This is a genomic window from Rahnella sp. 2050 (assembly GCF_040544515.1).
GTDB classification, from domain to species: Bacteria; Pseudomonadota; Gammaproteobacteria; order Enterobacterales; family Enterobacteriaceae; genus Rahnella; species Rahnella aceris.
The window spans coordinates 1045158-1063331 of record NZ_JBEPKE010000002.1 but is presented as its reverse complement, the minus strand read 5'-3'; the positions used below and the strand labels follow the sequence as shown (position 1 = coordinate 1063331).

General features: G+C 52.0%; 18 protein-coding genes. 13 read left to right on the top strand and 5 right to left on the bottom strand.

Annotation, left to right across the window (positions count from 1 at the left end; translation table 11 throughout):
• Window positions 1-56 precede the first annotated feature (56 nt).
• Window positions 57-557 carry a zinc ribbon-containing protein gene (locus ABIC79_RS12160; RefSeq protein ID WP_013576489.1) on the bottom strand — a complete coding sequence of 167 codons (501 nt, stop codon included), beginning with the start codon at window positions 555-557 and terminating at the stop codon, window positions 57-59.
• A 267-nt stretch (window positions 558-824) separates the two neighbouring features.
• Here ABIC79_RS12160 and leuS point away from each other — a divergent pair, with 267 nt between their 5' ends.
• The 13 genes from leuS (at window position 825) to lipA (ending at window position 14851) form a co-directional block, all read left to right on the top strand.
• Window positions 825-3407 (top strand): leucine--tRNA ligase, encoded by a 2583-nt coding sequence (gene leuS / locus ABIC79_RS12155; protein ID WP_354567240.1) that lies wholly within the window; start codon window positions 825-827, stop codon window positions 3405-3407.
• 14 nt (window positions 3408-3421) lie between these two features.
• Window positions 3422-4054: an LPS assembly lipoprotein LptE gene (lptE, locus tag ABIC79_RS12150; RefSeq protein WP_037037035.1), complete on the top strand. Its 633-nt coding sequence runs from the start codon at window positions 3422-3424 to the stop codon at window positions 4052-4054.
• Window positions 4051-5091: a DNA polymerase III subunit delta gene (gene holA / locus ABIC79_RS12145; RefSeq protein ID WP_013576492.1), complete on the top strand. Its 1041-nt coding sequence runs from the start codon at window positions 4051-4053 to the stop codon at window positions 5089-5091. Before lptE ends, holA begins: the two co-directional genes overlap by 4 nt.
• A gap of 14 nt (window positions 5092-5105) precedes the next feature.
• Window positions 5106-5783 carry a nicotinate-nucleotide adenylyltransferase gene (gene nadD / locus ABIC79_RS12140; protein ID WP_013576493.1) on the top strand — a complete coding sequence of 226 codons (678 nt, stop codon included), beginning with the start codon at window positions 5106-5108 and terminating at the stop codon, window positions 5781-5783.
• 206 nt (window positions 5784-5989) lie between these two features.
• On the top strand, window positions 5990-6307 hold the full coding sequence (gene rsfS / locus ABIC79_RS12135; RefSeq protein ID WP_015698163.1) for a ribosome silencing factor: 318 nt from the start codon (window positions 5990-5992) through the stop codon (window positions 6305-6307).
• Between the two features lie 3 nt (window positions 6308-6310).
• Window positions 6311-6781, top strand: a complete 471-nt coding sequence (gene rlmH, locus ABIC79_RS12130) for a 23S rRNA (pseudouridine(1915)-N(3))-methyltransferase RlmH (protein ID WP_013576495.1) — start codon at window positions 6311-6313, stop codon at window positions 6779-6781.
• A 38-nt stretch (window positions 6782-6819) separates the two neighbouring features.
• On the top strand, window positions 6820-8724 hold the full coding sequence (gene mrdA / locus ABIC79_RS12125; protein ID WP_013576496.1) for a peptidoglycan DD-transpeptidase MrdA: 1905 nt from the start codon (window positions 6820-6822) through the stop codon (window positions 8722-8724).
• Between the two features lie 6 nt (window positions 8725-8730).
• Window positions 8731-9843, top strand: coding sequence for a peptidoglycan glycosyltransferase MrdB (gene mrdB, locus ABIC79_RS12120; RefSeq protein WP_013576497.1), 1113 nt, complete (start codon window positions 8731-8733; stop codon window positions 9841-9843).
• 9 nt (window positions 9844-9852) lie between these two features.
• Window positions 9853-11004, top strand: a complete 1152-nt coding sequence (gene rlpA, locus ABIC79_RS12115; RefSeq protein WP_217217956.1) for an endolytic peptidoglycan transglycosylase RlpA — start codon at window positions 9853-9855, stop codon at window positions 11002-11004.
• Window positions 11005-11160: 156 nt separating this feature from the next.
• On the top strand, window positions 11161-12369 hold the full coding sequence (gene dacA, locus ABIC79_RS12110; RefSeq protein ID WP_013576499.1) for a D-alanyl-D-alanine carboxypeptidase DacA: 1209 nt from the start codon (window positions 11161-11163) through the stop codon (window positions 12367-12369).
• Between the two features lie 125 nt (window positions 12370-12494).
• Window positions 12495-12758, top strand: coding sequence for a DUF493 family protein YbeD (gene ybeD / locus ABIC79_RS12105; protein WP_013576500.1), 264 nt, complete (start codon window positions 12495-12497; stop codon window positions 12756-12758).
• Window positions 12759-12815: 57 nt separating this feature from the next.
• A complete protein-coding gene (lipB, locus tag ABIC79_RS12100) occupies window positions 12816-13514 on the top strand; it encodes a lipoyl(octanoyl) transferase LipB (protein ID WP_013576501.1) in 699 nt (232 codons plus the stop codon).
• 371 nt (window positions 13515-13885) lie between these two features.
• Entirely contained in the window at window positions 13886-14851 is a 966-nt protein-coding gene (gene lipA, locus ABIC79_RS12095) for a lipoyl synthase (protein ID WP_013576503.1), read from the top strand.
• Between the two features lie 97 nt (window positions 14852-14948).
• Here the strand turns inward: lipA and tatE are convergent, their stop codons facing one another.
• The 4 genes from tatE to ABIC79_RS12075 form a co-directional block, all read right to left on the bottom strand.
• Window positions 14949-15155 (bottom strand): twin-arginine translocase subunit TatE, encoded by a 207-nt coding sequence (gene tatE, locus ABIC79_RS12090; protein WP_013576504.1) that lies wholly within the window; start codon window positions 15153-15155, stop codon window positions 14949-14951.
• 215 nt (window positions 15156-15370) lie between these two features.
• Window positions 15371-16168: an amino acid ABC transporter ATP-binding protein gene (locus ABIC79_RS12085; protein WP_013576505.1), complete on the bottom strand. Its 798-nt coding sequence runs from the start codon at window positions 16166-16168 to the stop codon at window positions 15371-15373.
• On the bottom strand, window positions 16165-17148 hold the full coding sequence (locus tag ABIC79_RS12080) for an amino acid ABC transporter permease (protein WP_013576506.1): 984 nt from the start codon (window positions 17146-17148) through the stop codon (window positions 16165-16167). The genes ABIC79_RS12085 and ABIC79_RS12080 overlap by 4 nt, the downstream gene beginning before the upstream one ends.
• Window positions 17145-18053, bottom strand: coding sequence for an ABC transporter substrate-binding protein (locus tag ABIC79_RS12075; protein WP_013576507.1), 909 nt, complete (start codon window positions 18051-18053; stop codon window positions 17145-17147). The genes ABIC79_RS12080 and ABIC79_RS12075 overlap by 4 nt, the downstream gene beginning before the upstream one ends.
• Window positions 18054-18174: the final 121 nt, after the last annotated feature.

Sequence of the window (18174 nt, the reverse complement as noted above, 5' to 3'; positions counted from 1 at the left end):
GCACTGAAAAAAAGAAAGCACACCTGCCCCGACTCTCCGGGGCAGGTGTCTGACGCTTAAGGTTCAAACGGACGACGCGTAAACTCAGTGTTACCACATTTCGGGCATTTACTCAGAATTTCCGGCGTATACACCGCTAAGTGAAAATGACAGTTTTCACACACCAGATTGCCCAGACCGACGACTTCTCCGCTGTGATAAATCCCGTGATGGCTGACATCTTTAAAAACCTCTTTCCATTCCAGCTGGGTTTTATCGGTCATATCGGCCAGCTCTTTCCACAAGCTTTCTTTAATGACCCGCATGAACACACTGTCCGTGCCGTCATCTTCTTCTGCCACGGCTTGCTGGTTTTCTTCATAGTTGCGGGCAAATTCGTGCAAATCGCGGCGTACCGCCGACGTTAACTGTTCAATCTGGATTTCCGTCAGCTTGCCCTCTTCCTGCAGTCTGACGCGGGCATCCTGTACCAGCGCGCTGATATCACGTTCACCGTGTTTTAACCGCTCGGTCAGTGATGTCACCAACTGACGGTAAGATTGCGTAATATTGCTCATATTTCCTCTCCTTGAACTGTCATAACCATTTTCACGGCGGGAACGCACTGCCTTTATTTTAGTCGTAAATCCCTGATCCGTTGCGCAGATTATCTCGCGCTGACTCGCAGATTATGAATATTGCGCCAGAAGCGGACAGAAATTCCCTTTAGCCTTCGCTGGGTGTTGTTGCTCCAACCGCTTATCAGCTATGCTATGCGGATCTTTTGATTAAAACTTTTTGAGCTACAGGCGTAGCTGTTTTCACTCACAGGACCACCGGCCGCCATGCAAGAGCAATACCGTCCAGAAGACATCGAGTCACACGTTCAGCTTCACTGGCAAGAGAAGCAAACCTTCAAAGTTACCGAACAGCCTGGCAAGGAGAAATATTACTGCCTCTCCATGTTGCCTTATCCATCAGGCCGTCTCCACATGGGACACGTGCGCAACTACACCATCGGTGACGTGATTTCCCGTTACCAGCGCATGCTCGGTAAAAACGTTCTGCAGCCGATTGGCTGGGATGCGTTTGGCCTGCCAGCGGAAGGAGCAGCGGTTAAAAACAACACCGCACCTGCGCCGTGGACTTACGAAAACATCGAATACATGAAGAACCAGCTTAAATTGCTGGGCTTCGGCTATGACTGGGATCGTGAAATCGCGACCTGTAAGCCTGATTATTATCGCTGGGAACAATGGTTCTTCACCAAGCTGTACGAAAAAGGTCTGGTTTATAAGAAGACCTCCGCAGTGAACTGGTGTCCGCATGACCTGACCGTTCTGGCGAATGAACAGGTTATCGACGGCTGCTGCTGGCGTTGCGATACCAAAGTAGAACGTAAAGAAATTCCTCAGTGGTTTATCAAAATCACCGATTACGCCGATCAGCTGCTTAACGATCTGGACACGCTGGAAAGCTGGCCAGAGCAGGTGAAAACCATGCAGCGCAACTGGATTGGCCGTTCCGAAGGCGTGGAAATCACCTTTGATGTGGCTGACAGCGATGAAAAAGTCACGGTGTACACCACCCGTCCTGATACGTTTATGGGCGCGACCTACGTCGCTGTGGCTGCCGGTCATCCTCTGGCACAGTTGGGCGCACAGAATAATCCTGCGCTGAACGATTTCATCGACGAATGCCGTAACACCAAAGTTGCCGAAGCAGAAATGGCGACGATGGAAAAGAAAGGCATGGCAACCGGTCTGTTTGCCATTCACCCGCTGTCTGGTGAAAAGCTGCCAATCTGGGTCGCTAACTTCGTGCTGATGGAATACGGTACCGGCGCAGTGATGGCCGTGCCTGGTCACGATCAGCGCGACTGGGAATTCGCCACCAAATACGATCTGCAGATCAAGCCGGTTATCCTGAATCTGGACGGCAGCCATCCTGACGTCAGCGCAGAAGCCATGACTGAGAAAGGTACACTGTTCAATTCTGGCGAATTTGATGGTCTCAGTCACGAAGACGGTTTCAATGCCATTGCCGATAAACTGGTTGCTCAGGGTGTCGGTCAGCGCAAAGTGAACTATCGCCTGCGCGACTGGGGGGTTTCCCGTCAACGTTACTGGGGCGCACCAATTCCGATGATCACGTTGGAAGACGGCACCGTTATTCCTGCGCCTGAAGATCAACTGCCGGTTATTCTGCCCGAAGACGTCGTAATGGATGGCATCACCAGCCCGATTAAAGCGGATCCTGAGTGGGCGAAAACTACCGTCAACGGTATGCCGGGTCTGCGTGAAACCGACACCTTTGACACCTTCATGGAATCTTCCTGGTATTACGCGCGTTACACCTGCCCGCAATATGACGAAGGTATGCTGGATCCTGCGGCCGCCAACTACTGGTTGCCAGTCGATCAGTATGTCGGTGGTATTGAACACGCCATCATGCACCTGATGTATTTCCGCTTCTTCCACAAACTGATGCGTGATGCAGGTTTGGTGGAGTCTGACGAACCGGCCAAGCGCCTGTTGTGTCAGGGTATGGTTCTGGCTGACGCGTTCTACTACACCGGTAACAGCGGCGAACGTATCTGGGTTTCCCCGGCGGATGCCATTGTTGAACGTGATGAAAAAGGTCGCATCACCAAAGCCACTGACCCGCAAGGCCACGAACTGGTTTACGCGGGCATGAGCAAGATGTCCAAGTCTAAAAACAACGGCATCGACCCGCAGGTGATGGTCGATAAATACGGTGCAGATACCGTGCGTCTGTTTATGATGTTCGCTTCTCCGGCAGAAATGACGCTGGAATGGCAAGAGTCCGGCGTTGAAGGGGCAAACCGCTTCCTGAAACGTGTCTGGAAACTGGCCTTCGAGCACACAGAAAAAGGTCCTGTTGCCGCTCTGGATGTGGCTTCTCTCAATGAAGCACAGAAAGATCTGCGTCGTGACTTGCATAAAACCATCGCCAAAGTGACCGATGATATCGGTCGTCGTCAGACCTTCAACACCGCTATCGCGGCAATCATGGAACTGATGAACAAGCTGGGTCGTGCACCTCAGGATAGCGAACAGGACCGTGCGCTGCTGCAGGAATCCTTGCTGGCGGTTGTCCGTATGCTTTATCCATTCACTCCGCACGTCTGCTTCAGCCTCTGGCAGTCGCTGCAAGGAGAAGGCGACGTGGATACCGCGCCATGGCCACAAGCTGATGAGCAGGCAATGGTTGAAGATTCCAAGCTGGTCGTTGTACAGGTGAACGGTAAAGTGCGTGCTAAAATCACCGTAGCCGCTGATGCTACCGAGCAACAAGTGCGCGATCGTGCGGCAGAAGAACATTTGGTCGCAAAATATCTGGATGGGGTTACGGTTCGCAAAGTAATCTACGTCCCGGGCAAACTGCTTAACCTGGTTGTAGGTTGAGTCAAGGAGGATCTGTGCGACATCCCATAATGACATTGCTGCTCACCGCAGCAGTGCTGGTTACAGCAGGTTGTGGATTCCATTTACGTGGGAAAACCAATGTTCCTGACGAACTGAAAACAATCGTTTTGGACAGTGGGGATCCATATGGTCCGTTGACTCGTAATATCAGGACCCAGTTGCGTCTAAGTAATGTGACCATTGTTGATGATCCGACCAAAGAACAGCGTAAGGATATCCCGTCGCTGCGCATTGGGGCTGAGTCAGTGGGTCAGACTACCGCATCAATCTTCCAGGACGGTAAGACTGCGGAATATCAGATGGAAATGAACATTAATGCGACGGTTCTGATGCCTGGCAAGGATTTGTATCCTATCCATGTAAAAGTGTTCCGTTCCTTCTTTGACAACCCGTTAACGGCGCTGGCCAAAGATAACGAACAGGACATCATTATCGAGGAAATGCGCCAGCAGGCTGCGCAGCAACTGATCCGTAAGTTGCTGACCGTCCATGCTTCAGAATTGCAGAAAGCAGAGGATGTCGGCGGGCGTCAGGTAGAAGTCATTTCTACCGGTTCATCAGCCACGACGTCGTCTGATGCCTCTGCGGCATCTTCCACGGCACCGGCCACCCCTTCCGCACAATGATCCGAGTTTATCCGGAACAACTTGCCGCGCAGCTCCGTGAGGGGCTGCGCGCTTGTTATGTGTTATGTGGAAACGACCCTTTGCTTTTGCAGGAAAGCCAGGACAGCATACGTCACGCTGCCCAGCAGGCTGACTTCCAGGAGCACTACACCTACATTCTTGACGCCCATACCGAATGGGAGTCCATCTTCAGCATCTGTCAGGCCCTGAGCCTGTTTGCCAGCCGGCAGACCCTGATGCTTATTCTGCCCGAAAATGGCCCGACGGCGCCGATGGCAGAACAATTACTCAAACTGACCACCCTGCTCCACGACGATATTCTGCTGCTGTTGCGCGGTACAAAACTGACTAAAGCGCAGGAAAACAGCGCCTGGTTTAAAGCGTTAAGTGACAAAGGTGTTTTCGTCAGTTGTCAGACGCCCGAACAGGCACAACTTCCCCGCTGGGTGACCCGTCGCGCCAAAGAACTTTCACTTGAACTCGATGAACCGGCTAATCAGCTTTTGTGCTACTGCTATGAAGGAAATTTGCTGGCGCTGGCGCAGTCGCTGGAGCGTCTTTCCCTGCTCTATCCGGATGGCAAACTCACGCTACCGCGCGTCGAAGAGGCCGTCAACGATGCGGCACATTTCACACCTTATCACTGGCTGGATGCGTTACTGGCCGGGAAAAGTAAGCGAGCCTGGCATATTTTGCGTCAGTTGCAACAGGAAGACAGCGAGCCGGTTATTTTACTGCGAACCGTACAGCGTGAGCTGCTGATGCTGCTCAATCTGAAACGGAAAATGGACACGACGCCGATCAGGACCCTGTTTGATCAGCAAAAAGTCTGGCAAAACCGCCGGGCGCTGGTGACTCAGGCACTGCAACGCCTGTCTCTTGCCCAGCTGTCTCAGGCCGTTCGCTTACTGACCCAGATGGAAATCACACTAAAACAGGATTACGGTCAGTCAGTCTGGGCCGAGCTTGAAAGCCTGTCTATGCTACTCTGTGGGAAATCCTTACCCACCGGATTGACGGAGTTGGGTTCGTATTGAAGCAGGACACCGTTATGCCGCGCCGCGCCGCACATTCTTCTGCAACCGCTGAAAAGCTGCTGGCTTTTTTTGGCGGTACGTTTGACCCGATCCATTATGGTCATCTGAAACCCGTTGCAGCGCTGGCAGCGCAGGCCGGGTTTGATCAGGTGATCCTGCTGCCCAACAACGTTCCTCCCCACCGGCCACAACCCGAAGCCACGCCGCAGCAACGTCTGCATATGGCGAAGCTGGCTGTGGCGGATAACGCGCTGTTTTCAGTCGACCCCCGCGAGCTGGCTGTTGATACGCCCTCCTACACGATTGAGACACTTGCAACGTTACGTAAAGAACATGGCGACAAATGCCCGCTGGCGTTTATCATTGGCCAGGATTCGTTACTGACGCTGCATAAGTGGCACCGCTGGGAATCGTTACTGGATTTCTGTCATATCGTGGTGATGGCGCGTCCGGGTTATCAGGAACAACTTGATACACCGGAACTGCAGAAATGGTATGACGCCCATCGGGTGAATGATGCCAATGCGCTTAAGCAAAAACCGGCCGGATTCATTTATCAGGCCAATACCCCATTGCTGGATATTTCAGCGACTGAAATCCGTGAACGCCGTCATGCGGGTCTTGATTGCTCAGATTTACTGCCTTCCGCCGTTGAGCGTTATATAGAATCACAGGGCTTGTACCGCGAGTAGCTAACGCGTGCTATACTGCGCCGCTTAATTTCGGCTCTCGATAACGCTGCGTAATCAACCAATACAATGTATTGATTGTTAAACGTTTTAAGCTGTTTTCCAGACAACCGCTATGTTTATCCTTCATGAGATTGATCATTGCTTCGGTGCCACACCGGCGGACATCTCGTGAGGTCAATTGTTTCAAACATCCCCAGGGGGAACCTTTGCAAGGTAAAGCGCTCCAAGATTTTGTTGTCGATAAAGTCGATGACCTGAAAGCACAAGACATCATCGCCATTGATGTTAAAGGTAAATCCAGTATTACTGACTGCATGATTATCTGTACCGGCACGTCAAGCCGCCATGTCATGTCCATCGCCGGGCATCTGGTTGAAGAAATTAAAGCCGTTGGCCTTGATGCCATGGGTGTGAAAGGCATTAATGAAGCTGACTGGGTGGTTGTCGATCTGGGCGAAGTGATCGTGCACGTTATGCAGGAAGAAAGCCGTCAGTTGTATGAGCTTGAGAAACTCTGGGGCTGATGCGTGAAGCTGCAACTTGTCGCCGTCGGCACCAAAATGCCTGACTGGGTGCAAACCGGTTTTAACGATTATCTGCACCGTTTCCCTAAAGATATGCCGTTTGAACTGACAGAGGTTCCGGCCGGGAAACGTGGGAAGAACGCAGACATCAAGCGCATTCTTGAAAAAGAAGGCGAGCAGATGCTGGCCGCTGTCGGTAAAGGGAATCGCATCGTGACGCTGGATATTCCAGGGACACCATGGGAAACCCCGCAACTGGCGCAACAACTGGAACGCTGGAAGCAGGACGGACGCAATGTCAGCCTGTTGATCGGCGGTCCGGAAGGGCTGGCACCGGCCTGTAAAGCAGCAGCGGAACAGAGCTGGTCGCTCTCTCCGTTGACGCTTCCTCACCCGCTGGTGCGGGTTCTGGTGGCGGAAAGTCTTTATCGCGCCTGGAGTATTACCACTAATCATCCATATCACCGCGAATAACGGGTGGTGAATGTCAGCAACATGAATTAAGTAGTGGGATGAAAATAGATCGTAACCCTTTTCGCGACTATACGGCTGAATCAGCCCTCTTTGTGCGCCGTGCACTGGTGGCGTTTATCGGCATTCTGCTACTTAGCGGCGTTTTAGCTTTTAATCTTTATAATCTGCAAATTGTCCGTTTTCAGGATTACCAAACCCGTTCTAACGATAACCGTATCAAGCTGGTGCCGATCGCGCCCAGCCGCGGCATTATCTATGACCGCAACGGTACGCCGCTGGCGCTGAACCGCACGATCTATCAGCTTGAACTGGTGCCGGAAAAAGTGGACGATTTGCAGGCCACGCTTGAAGGCCTCAAACCGATAGTTGACCTCACGCAGGAAGATATCGATAACTTCAAAAAAGAGCGCCAGCGTTCGCGACGCTTTACGTCTATTGCCGTCAAAACGGCCCTGACTGAAGTTCAGGTTGCGCGTTTCTCCGTCAACCAGTTCCACTTCCCCGGCGTTGAAGTCAAAGGCTATCAGCGTCGCTACTATCCGTATGGTTCAGCGCTGACGCACGTTATCGGCTATGTATCGAAAATCAATGACCGTGACGTTGAACGCCTCGATAAAGATGGCATTCTGGCCAACTATGCCGCCACGCACGACATTGGTAAGCTCGGCATTGAGCGCTATTACGAAGATACGCTGCACGGTAAAACCGGCTATGAAGAAGTTGAAGTGAACAACCGTGGCCGCGTTATCCGCCAGCTACACGAAGAACCGCCGCAGGCGGGCAAAGATATTTACCTGACGATCGACTTGCCATTACAGCAATATATTGAAGTCTTGCTGACCGGCAGCCGCGCCGCTGTGGTGGTTACCGATCCGCGCGATGGCGCCATCCGTGCACTGGTGTCTAACCCGAGTTATGACCCGAACCTGTTTGTGGATGGCATCTCCAGTAAAGATTACAACACGCTGCTTAACGACCCCAATAAGCCGCTGATCAACCGGACAACGCAGGGGGTTTATCCGCCAGCGTCTACTGTGAAACCGTATATTTCAGTTTCTGCGCTGACAACGGGTGTTATCAATAAAAACACCTCCCTGTTTGATCCAGGCTGGTGGCAGTTACCGGGTTCAGACAAGCGTTACCGCGACTGGAAACACTGGGGGCATGGTCGCCTGAATGTGACGAAAGCCCTTGAGGAATCGGCTGATACCTTCTTCTATCAGGTTGCTTATGATATGGGGATTGACCGTCTTTCCGAGTGGATGGGCAAATTTGGTTACGGCCAGTACAGCGGTATCGATTTATCAGAAGAACGTAGCGGGAATATGCCAAACCGCGACTGGAAATTTAAACGCTTCAAAAAACCCTGGTATCAGGGCGACACCATTCCGGTGGGTATCGGTCAGGGCTACTGGACCGCAACTCCAATCCAAATCATGAAAGCCATGACCACGCTGATTAATGACGGCAATGTCAAAACGCCACATTTGTTGCTGAGCACCAAAGTTGACGGCCAGCAGGTGCCGTACAAACAACAGGAAACGACCCAGATTGGCGATATTCATTCCGGCTATTGGGAAATTGCCAAAGACGGTATGTATGGCGTAGCAAACCGTCCGAACGGTACGGCCCGCAAGTACTTTGCTGACGCGCCTTATAAAGCCGCCGCAAAATCCGGGACAGCACAAGTTTACGGTTTGAAAGCCAATGAAATCTATAATGCGCATAAAATCGCTGAGCATCTGCGTGACCACAAGCTGATGACCTCTTTTGCACCCTATGACAAACCGACCGTGGCCGTTGCCGTAGTTCTGGAGAATGGCGGTGCGGGTCCGGCAGTGGGGACAATTTCACGCCAGATACTCGACCACATTTTACTGGGCGACAACACGACACAATTACCGGCTGACGCGCCAGCGCCACCGGGAACCGAAGGTGATTAACCGTCAATGACTGAGAACCAACAAAAAAGATCATTGTGGTCGAAAATGCATATCGACCTGACGATGTTGCTGATCGTGCTCGCGCTGCTGACCTACAGTGCGTTCGTGATGTGGAGCGCCAGTGGTCAGGACATGGGCATGATGGAACGTAAAATCGGCCAGATCCTGATGGGTCTGGTGATTATGCTGGTCATGGCACAAATCCCGCCGCGCGTTTACGAAAGCTGGGCACCTTATCTCTACATCTTCTGCGTTTTCCTGCTGGTGCTGGTGGATGCCTTCGGCAGTATCAGTAAAGGTGCACAGCGCTGGCTGGATCTGGGGATCATTAAATTCCAGCCGTCAGAACTGGCGAAAATCGCCGTGCCTCTGATGGTCGCGCGCTTTATCAACCGCGACGTTTGCCCGCCTTCACTCAAAAATACCGCGATTGCCCTGGCATTAATCTTCATCCCTACCCTGCTGGTCGCGGCACAGCCCGATCTGGGCACCTCGATTCTGATTGCCGCATCCGGTTTATTCGTGCTGTTCCTTTCGGGCATGAGCTGGAAACTGATTGCCGTCGCCGCCCTGCTGGTTGCCGCATTTATCCCGATCCTGTGGTTCTTCCTGATGCACGACTATCAGCGCGACCGCGTCATGATGTTGCTTGATCCTGAAAGCGATCCGCTGGGTGCGGGCTATCATATTATTCAGTCTAAAATTGCCATCGGCTCTGGCGGTTTTTCCGGCAAAGGCTGGTTGCATGGCACGCAGTCTCAGCTGGAATTCCTGCCCGAGCGACATACCGACTTTATTTTCGCTGTACTCGCCGAAGAATTGGGGTTGATTGGTGTTCTGGTGCTGCTTGGGCTGTACTTATGCCTGATCATGCGCGGTCTGGTGATCGCCGCCCATGCACAGACTACTTTTGGCCGCGTGATGTCCGGCGGACTGATGCTGATTCTGTTCGTTTATGTGTTTGTTAACATCGGCATGGTCAGTGGTATTGTCCCGGTAGTTGGGGTACCTTTGCCTCTGGTCAGCTATGGCGGGTCAGCACTCATCGTGCTAATGGCAGGGTTTGGTATCGTTATGTCGATACATACTCATCGAAAAATGTTGTCGAAAAACTTATAGAGGTGAGCAATGCGTAAGGAGTGGCTTGGAGCTGTCATTATCGGTTTGCTGTTAAGTGGTTGTGCCACTGAAGATACACAGCAACAACAACCGGCACCGCAGCAAGCCTACAATGGCCCTGTGGTAGAAATCGGCGGGGCTGATCCGCGTTACGAACCTTATAATCAGGGCACGATGCAGGATTATACCGTTAACGGTAAAACCTATAAGATCATCAAAGACCCGTCCAACTTTTCGCAGGTAGGGCAAGCGGCCTGGTACAGTCAGGAGAATGGAGGCAACACTACCGCGCTCGGTGAAGAATTCGACCCGACAGCCATGACCGCTGCGCATCCGACATTGCCGATCCCAAGCTATGTCCGCGTCACCAACATGGCGACAGGACGCATGCTGGTCGTGCGTGTTAACGATCGTGGCCCTTATGTGCCGGGCAAAATTATCGATTTGTCTCAGGCTGCGGCAGACCGTCTGAACCTGACCAACAGTACCAAAGTACGCATTGATTTTATCAACGTTGCGCCTGACGGTACGCTTTCCGGCCCGGGGACTATTGGTACGACCGTCGCCAAACAATCTTATGCATTACCGTCTCGTCCAAGCTTAGGCGCCAGCAACATGGGTACGCCTACGCTGACAGCAGAGCCGGTGAATACGTCAGATGTACGCCCGATCAGTAACAGCACCCTGAGTAATCCTAATGCTGCGCCATTAACGAATGACGAAGATAACAACGGCGCCGTAGCCTCTGCGCCAGCAGCGACCACGATGTCCGGTAACAGCAGCGGCGGCGGGTTTCTGAGCGCGCCAACACCTCTGCGTCAGGGTGTGTTAGAAGGCAGCGAACCGGTAACAGCACCGGTTGCTGTCGCCAGTGCCGCGCCGGTAGCAGCAGCTGCGGCCTCCGCAGCGCCTGCGCATACCACTGCCATTCCTTCCTCGGGATTTATGGTACAGGTTGGCGCACTGAGTAATCCTCAGAACGCGCAACTGTGGCAAAAAAGCCTCAGCCAGCGCTTCTCTGTACCCGGTAAAGTACAGGCGAATGGCAGCACCTATCGCGTGCAGCTTGGTCCGTTCAGCACCCGCCAGCAGGCCGAACAGCTGAAACAGCGACTGGCCAGCGAAGCTCAGCAGCAGTCTTTCGTCACTGCTGGCATGTAATCTCAAAATACGGGGCATCGGCCCCGTTCTTATAAGTCCCCTGCCTTATAAGTAAAAGTCAGTAAGCGCCGGTAATCGAAGATGTCTGACTTATGACTCTTCTGCTATAGTGGCGCACGTTTATCACTTACTCCCACGGATGTTGTTGTCCCGATCATGAAACTTGTAAATACTTCACGTTTAGTCAAAAGCCTCGCATTTGGCACCGTAATCACTCTGAGTGCAGCGTCCGCCTATGCCGACGATGTTAATTTAAAAACAATGATCCCTGGCGTTCCGCAGATTGATGCTGAAGCCTATATCCTGATCGACTACAACTCCGGCAAAGTTCTGGCAGAAATGAATGCCGATGCGCGCCGCGACCCAGCCAGCCTGACTAAAATGATGACCAGTTATGTTATCGGTCAGTCCATCAAAGCCGGCAAAATCTCTCCGACCGACATCGTTACCGTGGGTCCGGACGCCTGGGCAACCGGCAATCCGGTGTTCAAGGGCTCTTCCCTGATGTTCCTCAAACCCGGCGACCGTGTACCGGTTTCTGAGCTCAACCGCGGGATCATTCTGCAATCCGGTAACGACGCCTGTGTGGCAATGGCCGACCATGTGGCCGGAAGTCAGGATGCTTTCGTTGCCATCATGAACAATTACGTGAACTCTCTGGGTCTGAAAAATACCCATTTCGGCACCGTTCATGGTCTTGATGCCGCTGGCCAGTACAGCTCAGCCCGCGATATGGCGCTGATTGGTCAGGCGCTGATCCGTGATGTACCGGAAGAATATGCCACCTACAAAGAGAAAGAATTCACCTTCAACAATATCCGCCAGATGAACCGTAACGGTTTGTTGTGGGATAACAGCTTGAATGTTGACGGCATTAAAACCGGTCATACTGATTCAGCGGGCTATAACCTGGTAGCTTCTGCGACAGAAGGCCAGATGCGTCTGATCTCCGCAGTGATGGGCGGTCATACGTATAAAGGCCGTGAAGTTGAAAGTAAAAAATTGCTGACCTGGGGCTTCCGTTTCTTCGAAACCGTTTCTCCGCTGAAAGCCGGTAAAGAGTTCGCGTCAGAACCTGTCTGGTTCGGTGATACCGACCGCGTCGCACTGGGCGTTGAGAAAGATGCTTACCTGACGATCCCACGTGGTCGTATGAAAGATCTGAAAGCCAGCTACGTGCTGAACACACCGGAACTGCATGCGCCCTTGCAGAAAAATCAGGTGGTTGGGTCGATCAACTTCCAGCTTGATGGCAAAACCATTGATGAGCGCCCTCTGGTGGTCATGAACGAAGTGAAAGAAGGCGGCTTCTTCGGTCGCATCGTGGATTACATCAAACTGATGTTCCACCACTGGTTTGGCTAAGTTGCCCGCTTGAAAAAGTTTGCAACAATCCCCATATAACCGGTATAGATTATAGCTCCCGCTACGGCGGGAGTTATACTTTCAGAGACAACACTTAATACGCTGTACAACACGCTGGAGTGCACATGAAAACCAAACTGAACGAACTGCTCGAATTCCCTTGTCCCTTTACCTACAAAGTAATGGGCCTGGCACAACCCGAGCTGGTAGACCAGGTTGTGGAAGTCGTGCAACGCCATGCGCCTGGCGATTACAATCCTCAGGTAAAACCGAGCAGTAAAGGGAATTACCACTCCGTTTCGATTACGATCACTGCGACTCACATCGACCAGGTCGAAACCCTGTACGATGAACTGGGCAATATCGAAATTGTCCGCATGGTGCTGTAAGCCCTTTCTGACCGATCCGCGCGGGAGTCACACTGTCGCGCGTTTTCCCCCTCTTCAATGACGATAACTGCCGTGCAATCACAAAATCCGCAAGAACGTATCGTACTGCGCCAGCTTGGTCTTCAGCCCTATGAACCGGTTTCTCTGGCCATGCACCATTTTACTGAGCACCGAAATGCCGACTCGCTTGATGAAATCTGGCTGGTTCAGCATCACCGTGTCTTTACGCAGGGTCAGGCAGGCAAAGCTGAACATGTTCTGATGCCCGGTGATATTCCGGTTATCCAGAGCGATCGCGGCGGTCAGGTGACGTATCACGGTCCCGGTCAGCAGGTAATGTACGTGATGGTGGATTTAAAACGAAAAAAACTCGGTGTCCGTCAACTGGTGACGGCCATTGAGCAAACGGTGGTGGATACGCTGGCACACTTCTCTATCGACGCTTATCCGCGTGCGGACGCGCCGGGCGTGTATGTCGATGGCAAAAAGATTTGTTCGCTGGGGTTACGCATCCGCAAAGGCTGTTCGTTACACGGCCTGGCATTAAATATTGATATGGATCTGGAGCCTTTCCACCGCATCAACCCCTGTGGTTATGCTGGCCTTGAAATGACGCAGGTTAGCCTCGAAAAACCGGGGCTGACGGTCGATCAGGTGATGCCGGTTCTGGTGAAATCCTTCAACCATCGCCTTGATTATCAGCAAGTTGATTATCTGCCCTGGCAGATAGAACATTACGCCCCTTCTCCGCCGTGATTTTTGGGCAGAGTTGATACGGCTGTACTGATCTTTTCTCGCGTACCTCGTGTTTTTGTCATTTATCGGGAGCGCGAGAAAATATTTACACACCATTAACACCCCATCAGCCCCTTCAGGGAACCGTTAAAATAATTAGTATTTTCAAAATATTACATTCAATTAATGACTCCTTTTTTGATAACCCTTCCTGTTTAAGGTTAAAAAATTGCAGCATTTAGCACTTCCGGTCATGACGAAGGGCTGAACGAAGGGATGCTTCAATGATATAATTTCCGCATTATTTCTACTTTTTTTGATGAATCAGCCAGTTCATTGAATGTCCTGAAAAAACTCGGATAACGAGTGACAAACCTGGAAGCTGCAAGATTATGAGTAAACCGATTCAGATGGAACGCGGCGTCAAATACCGCGATGCAGATAAGATGGCGTTAATTCCGGTGAAAACCGTGGTCAGTGACCGGCAGGAAATGTTACGTAAGCCGGCATGGATGAAAATCAAACTGCCTGCCGACTCAACAAAAATTCAGGGCATTAAATCAGCACTGCGCAAGAATGGCCTGCATTCCGTTTGTGAAGAGGCGGCCTGCCCTAACCTTTCCGAGTGCTTCAACCACGGTACCGCAACGTTCATGATCCTCGGTGCCATTTGTACCCGTCGCTGCCCGTTCTGCGATGTGGCACATGGTCGTCCAACCGCACCTGATACCAACGAGCCGGAAAAACTGGCACAGACTATTTCTGATATGGGTCTGCGTTATGTCGTGATCACCTCGGTTGACCGGGATGACTTGCGCGACGGCGGTGCTCAGCATTTTGCGGATTGTATTACGGCTATCCGTGCAAAAAACCCGACCATCAAAATCGAAACGCTGGTACCAGATTTCCGTGGACGTATGGATCGTGCGCTGGAAATTCTTAACGCCAGCCCGCCGGACGTGTTTAACCACAATCTGGAAAACGTGCCGCGTGTTTACCGCCAGGTTCGTCCGGGTGCTAACTACGAGTGGTCCCTGACGCTGCTGCAACGTTTTAAAGAAGCGCACCCGGAAATTCCAACCAAATCAGGTCTGATGGTGGGTCTGGGCGAAACAAACGAAGAAATTATCGAAGTGATGCGCGATCTGCGTCGTCATGGCGTAACGATGCTGACACTCGGCCAGTACTTACAGCCAAGCCGTCACCATCTTCCGGTGCAGCGTTATGTGAGCCCTGAAGAGTTTGATCAGATGAAAGAAGCAGCGATGGAAATGGGCTTCACCCATGCAGCCTGCGGTCCGTTCGTGCGTTCTTCTTATCACGCCGACCTGCAAGCCAAAGGGTTAGAAGTTAAGTAATATCTCGTTACTTTTTCGCTTCAGAAAGACAAAAAGGTTGTTCGCAAGAACAACCTTTTTCGTTTGCTAAGAGGCCGGAGACTGGCGTTCTGAAAACTCAGTCTTTGTGCTCAACACGTTGAGCTGGCTTTTCTTCTGCGGTTTTTTCAGCAGAAGCGGGAGCCGGATCATCGTTCATGGCTTTCTTAAAGCCACGCAGTGCCGCGCCCAGGTCACCGCCCAGAGAACGCAGTTTGCTGGTACCGAACAACAGAACGATCAGCACGCCGACCACCAACAATTTAGTAATACTTAAACCTTCCATACATACCTTCTTTACACTGAGTGCTGGAAAACAGCAGTGACAATTTGCCGTTATTAACGGCTATTCGCGACGTTAATACAACCCGAAAATGTAACAGAACGGATCCGGAACTGTGCGCATTGTGACCAGAGTGAGTTATTATGAGCGTGAACAGCACGCCCATAAAGGGTTTCTGTCTTTATTTACAGCAAACCACCTGCAAACTTGATTTCGGATCAGATAAAGCGGCTCAGGAAAGCCTGTGTCCGCTGATGTTTCGGATTGACCAGAACATCATCCGCTGCCCCCTGCTCAACGACAACGCCGCGATCCATAAACACCACGCGATCTGCAGCCTCTTTCGCAAAACCGATTTCATGCGTCACCACAATCATCGTCAGCCCCTGCTTTGCCAGATCCCGCATGGTAGCCAGCACTTCGCCCACCAGTTCAGGGTCGAGGGCGGACGTTGGCTCATCGAACAGCATCAGTTTAGGTTTCACCGCCAGCGCACGGGCGATAGCAACGCGCTGTTGCTGACCACCGGAAAGATGACGCGGGTAGGCATTCGCTTTATCACTCAGGCCGACTTTTTGCAGCAATTCACGCGCATATTTCTCCGCTTCATGACGGCTTTCTTTATGCACACCAACCGGCGCTTCAATGATGTTTTGCAATACGGTCATGTGCGGATAAAGATTGAATTGCTGGAATACCATGCCGATATCCCGGCGTTGCCGCGCAATCGCCCGTTCGGGCAGTTTATGCAGACGGTCACCGCGCAGTTCATAACCGATTTGCTCGCCACCGACCATAATGGAACCGCGATCAATATCTTCCAGATGATTTATACAGCGCAAGAATGTCGATTTACCTGAACCCGACGGCCCGAGGATCACCACCACTTCGCTGGGTTTCACATCCAGATCAATCCCCTTCAGCACTTCGTTATCACCATAACTTTTATGCACATTACGGGCGACCACCAGTGATGCTTGTCCGGATGACTGTACGTCAGCGGGCAATTGACTCATAAGTCCTCCTTTTGGGCCATGCCCGGTGAATTGATGATCGGCGCGGTTTTTTCTTCCGCATTGCTCTGACGCCGTTTGGCATTTGGCAACGTCCGGCGTGTACCGCGGGAATAATAGCGTTCAATCGCAGACTGTCCGAGATTGAGCAATGACGTGATAAACAGATACCAGATCACCGCTACCATCAGCATAGGCACCACTTCAAAGGTCCGGTTGTAGACAGTTTGCACGGAATACAGCAAATCGCCCATCGCGATAACGCTGACCAGCGACGTCGCTTTAATCATGCTGATCAGCTGGTTACCGGTCGGCGGAATAATCGAACGCATGGCCTGCGGAATGATGATCCGGCGCAGCGCACGGCCACGACTCATGCCAAATGCCTGCGCGGTTTCCGCCTGACCGTTATCGACTGACAGCAAGCCTGCCCGAATGATTTCTGCCATATATGCCGCTTCATTCAGCGCCAGACCGGCAATGGCAGCGGTCAGCGGCGTGATCAGATCATTGGTATTCCAGCTCATGTACTCCGGGCCAAACGGGACGCCGAGTACCACGCGCGGGAACAGCGTCGACATGTTGTACCAGAATAATAACTGTACCAGCAGCGGCGTGCCGCGGAAGAACCAGATATACAGCCCTGCTAATCTTCTCAGCAACAGGCTGTCAGACAAACGGGCAATCGCCAGCATCAGCCCGATGAACACACCGAGCAGCATCGACACCACGGTAAGGCCGAGCGTGACGCCCAGACCTTTGATCACCGACCCTTCCGTGAACCACTGCGCCACCACATGCCATTCGAAGTTCGGGTTGTGCGAAACGGCCCAAACCACATCAGCGGCAATCAGCAACACCACTATCCAGGCAATCCAGCGGCCGTAGTTACGCGGTGCGTGGGAAAACTCAACGTTACGTCGCGGATCCTGCGTATAGTCGTCCTTGACTGCCGGCGTTGAACTATACGATTTATCCGTCATTTAGACTGCGCCTTTGCCAGGTTAATGCCCGGTGCTGAAATCATATTGCCTTCCAGCCCCCATTTTTTCATGATGATGGCGTACGTGCCGTTGTCGAACAGTTTCTGATAACCGGCGAGGATCGCGTCACGAACCGGTGAGTCTTTGGCGACGACCGTCCCCTGGAAGATATCGCCAAAGCCGTTGGATTTGCCGGTGCCGGTCAGTTCAAGCTGACCGTTGGCTTTTTCCACAAAATAGGTCAGCGGTGCCTGAGAAGAGAAGAACGCGTCGGAACGGTTAGAACGAACCGCCAGAATCGACGTAGGCTGATCGGCAAATGACTGTACAGTCACGGCCGGTTTGCCGTCTTTGACACACACATCAGACTGCTTACGGATAACCTGTTCAGCCGATCCCCCCGCCATCACGGCAATGCGTTTACCGCAGGTATCATCAAGGGAATTGATATTTTCCGGGTTACCTTTGCGCACCCCGAAGACGACATATTCTTTGACGAAATCGATGAAATCATTTTTCGCCTGACGATCAGGATAATCGCCGATCGGGCCGATGCCCATCTGGTAGCGTCCTGCGGCCATGCCGCTGAGGATGCCGGATAAGCCGCTCACGGAAGCATGCTCTATTTTTACCCCCATGACTTGTGCCAGCGCATGCGCCAGATCCGCACTCGCGCCATCCAGACCGTTGGCGCTGGTCACGATTTCATACGGAGGGAAAGAGCCGTTATTCACAGAGGTCATCACACCTGACTTCTGAATATCCGCAGGTAATTTTGCGTGGATCGCCGGATCCATCGTCTGAGTCGGGATTGTCACGTTTTCAGCAGCAAAGGCATTTATGGAAGATACGGAAAGTAATGCAGCGGTCAGTACAGCAATCTGACGAAGTTGTTTTGCCATCATTCTCTTGTTTCCTCTGTGTAAAAAGTCGGTCTGTGAGTTTATGAATGTTGTGGTTTTATAGTGATTACCTTCCGTGGCAACTTTCCGGGTTTTTCTTTTTATGGCTGTTTATCTATAGAAA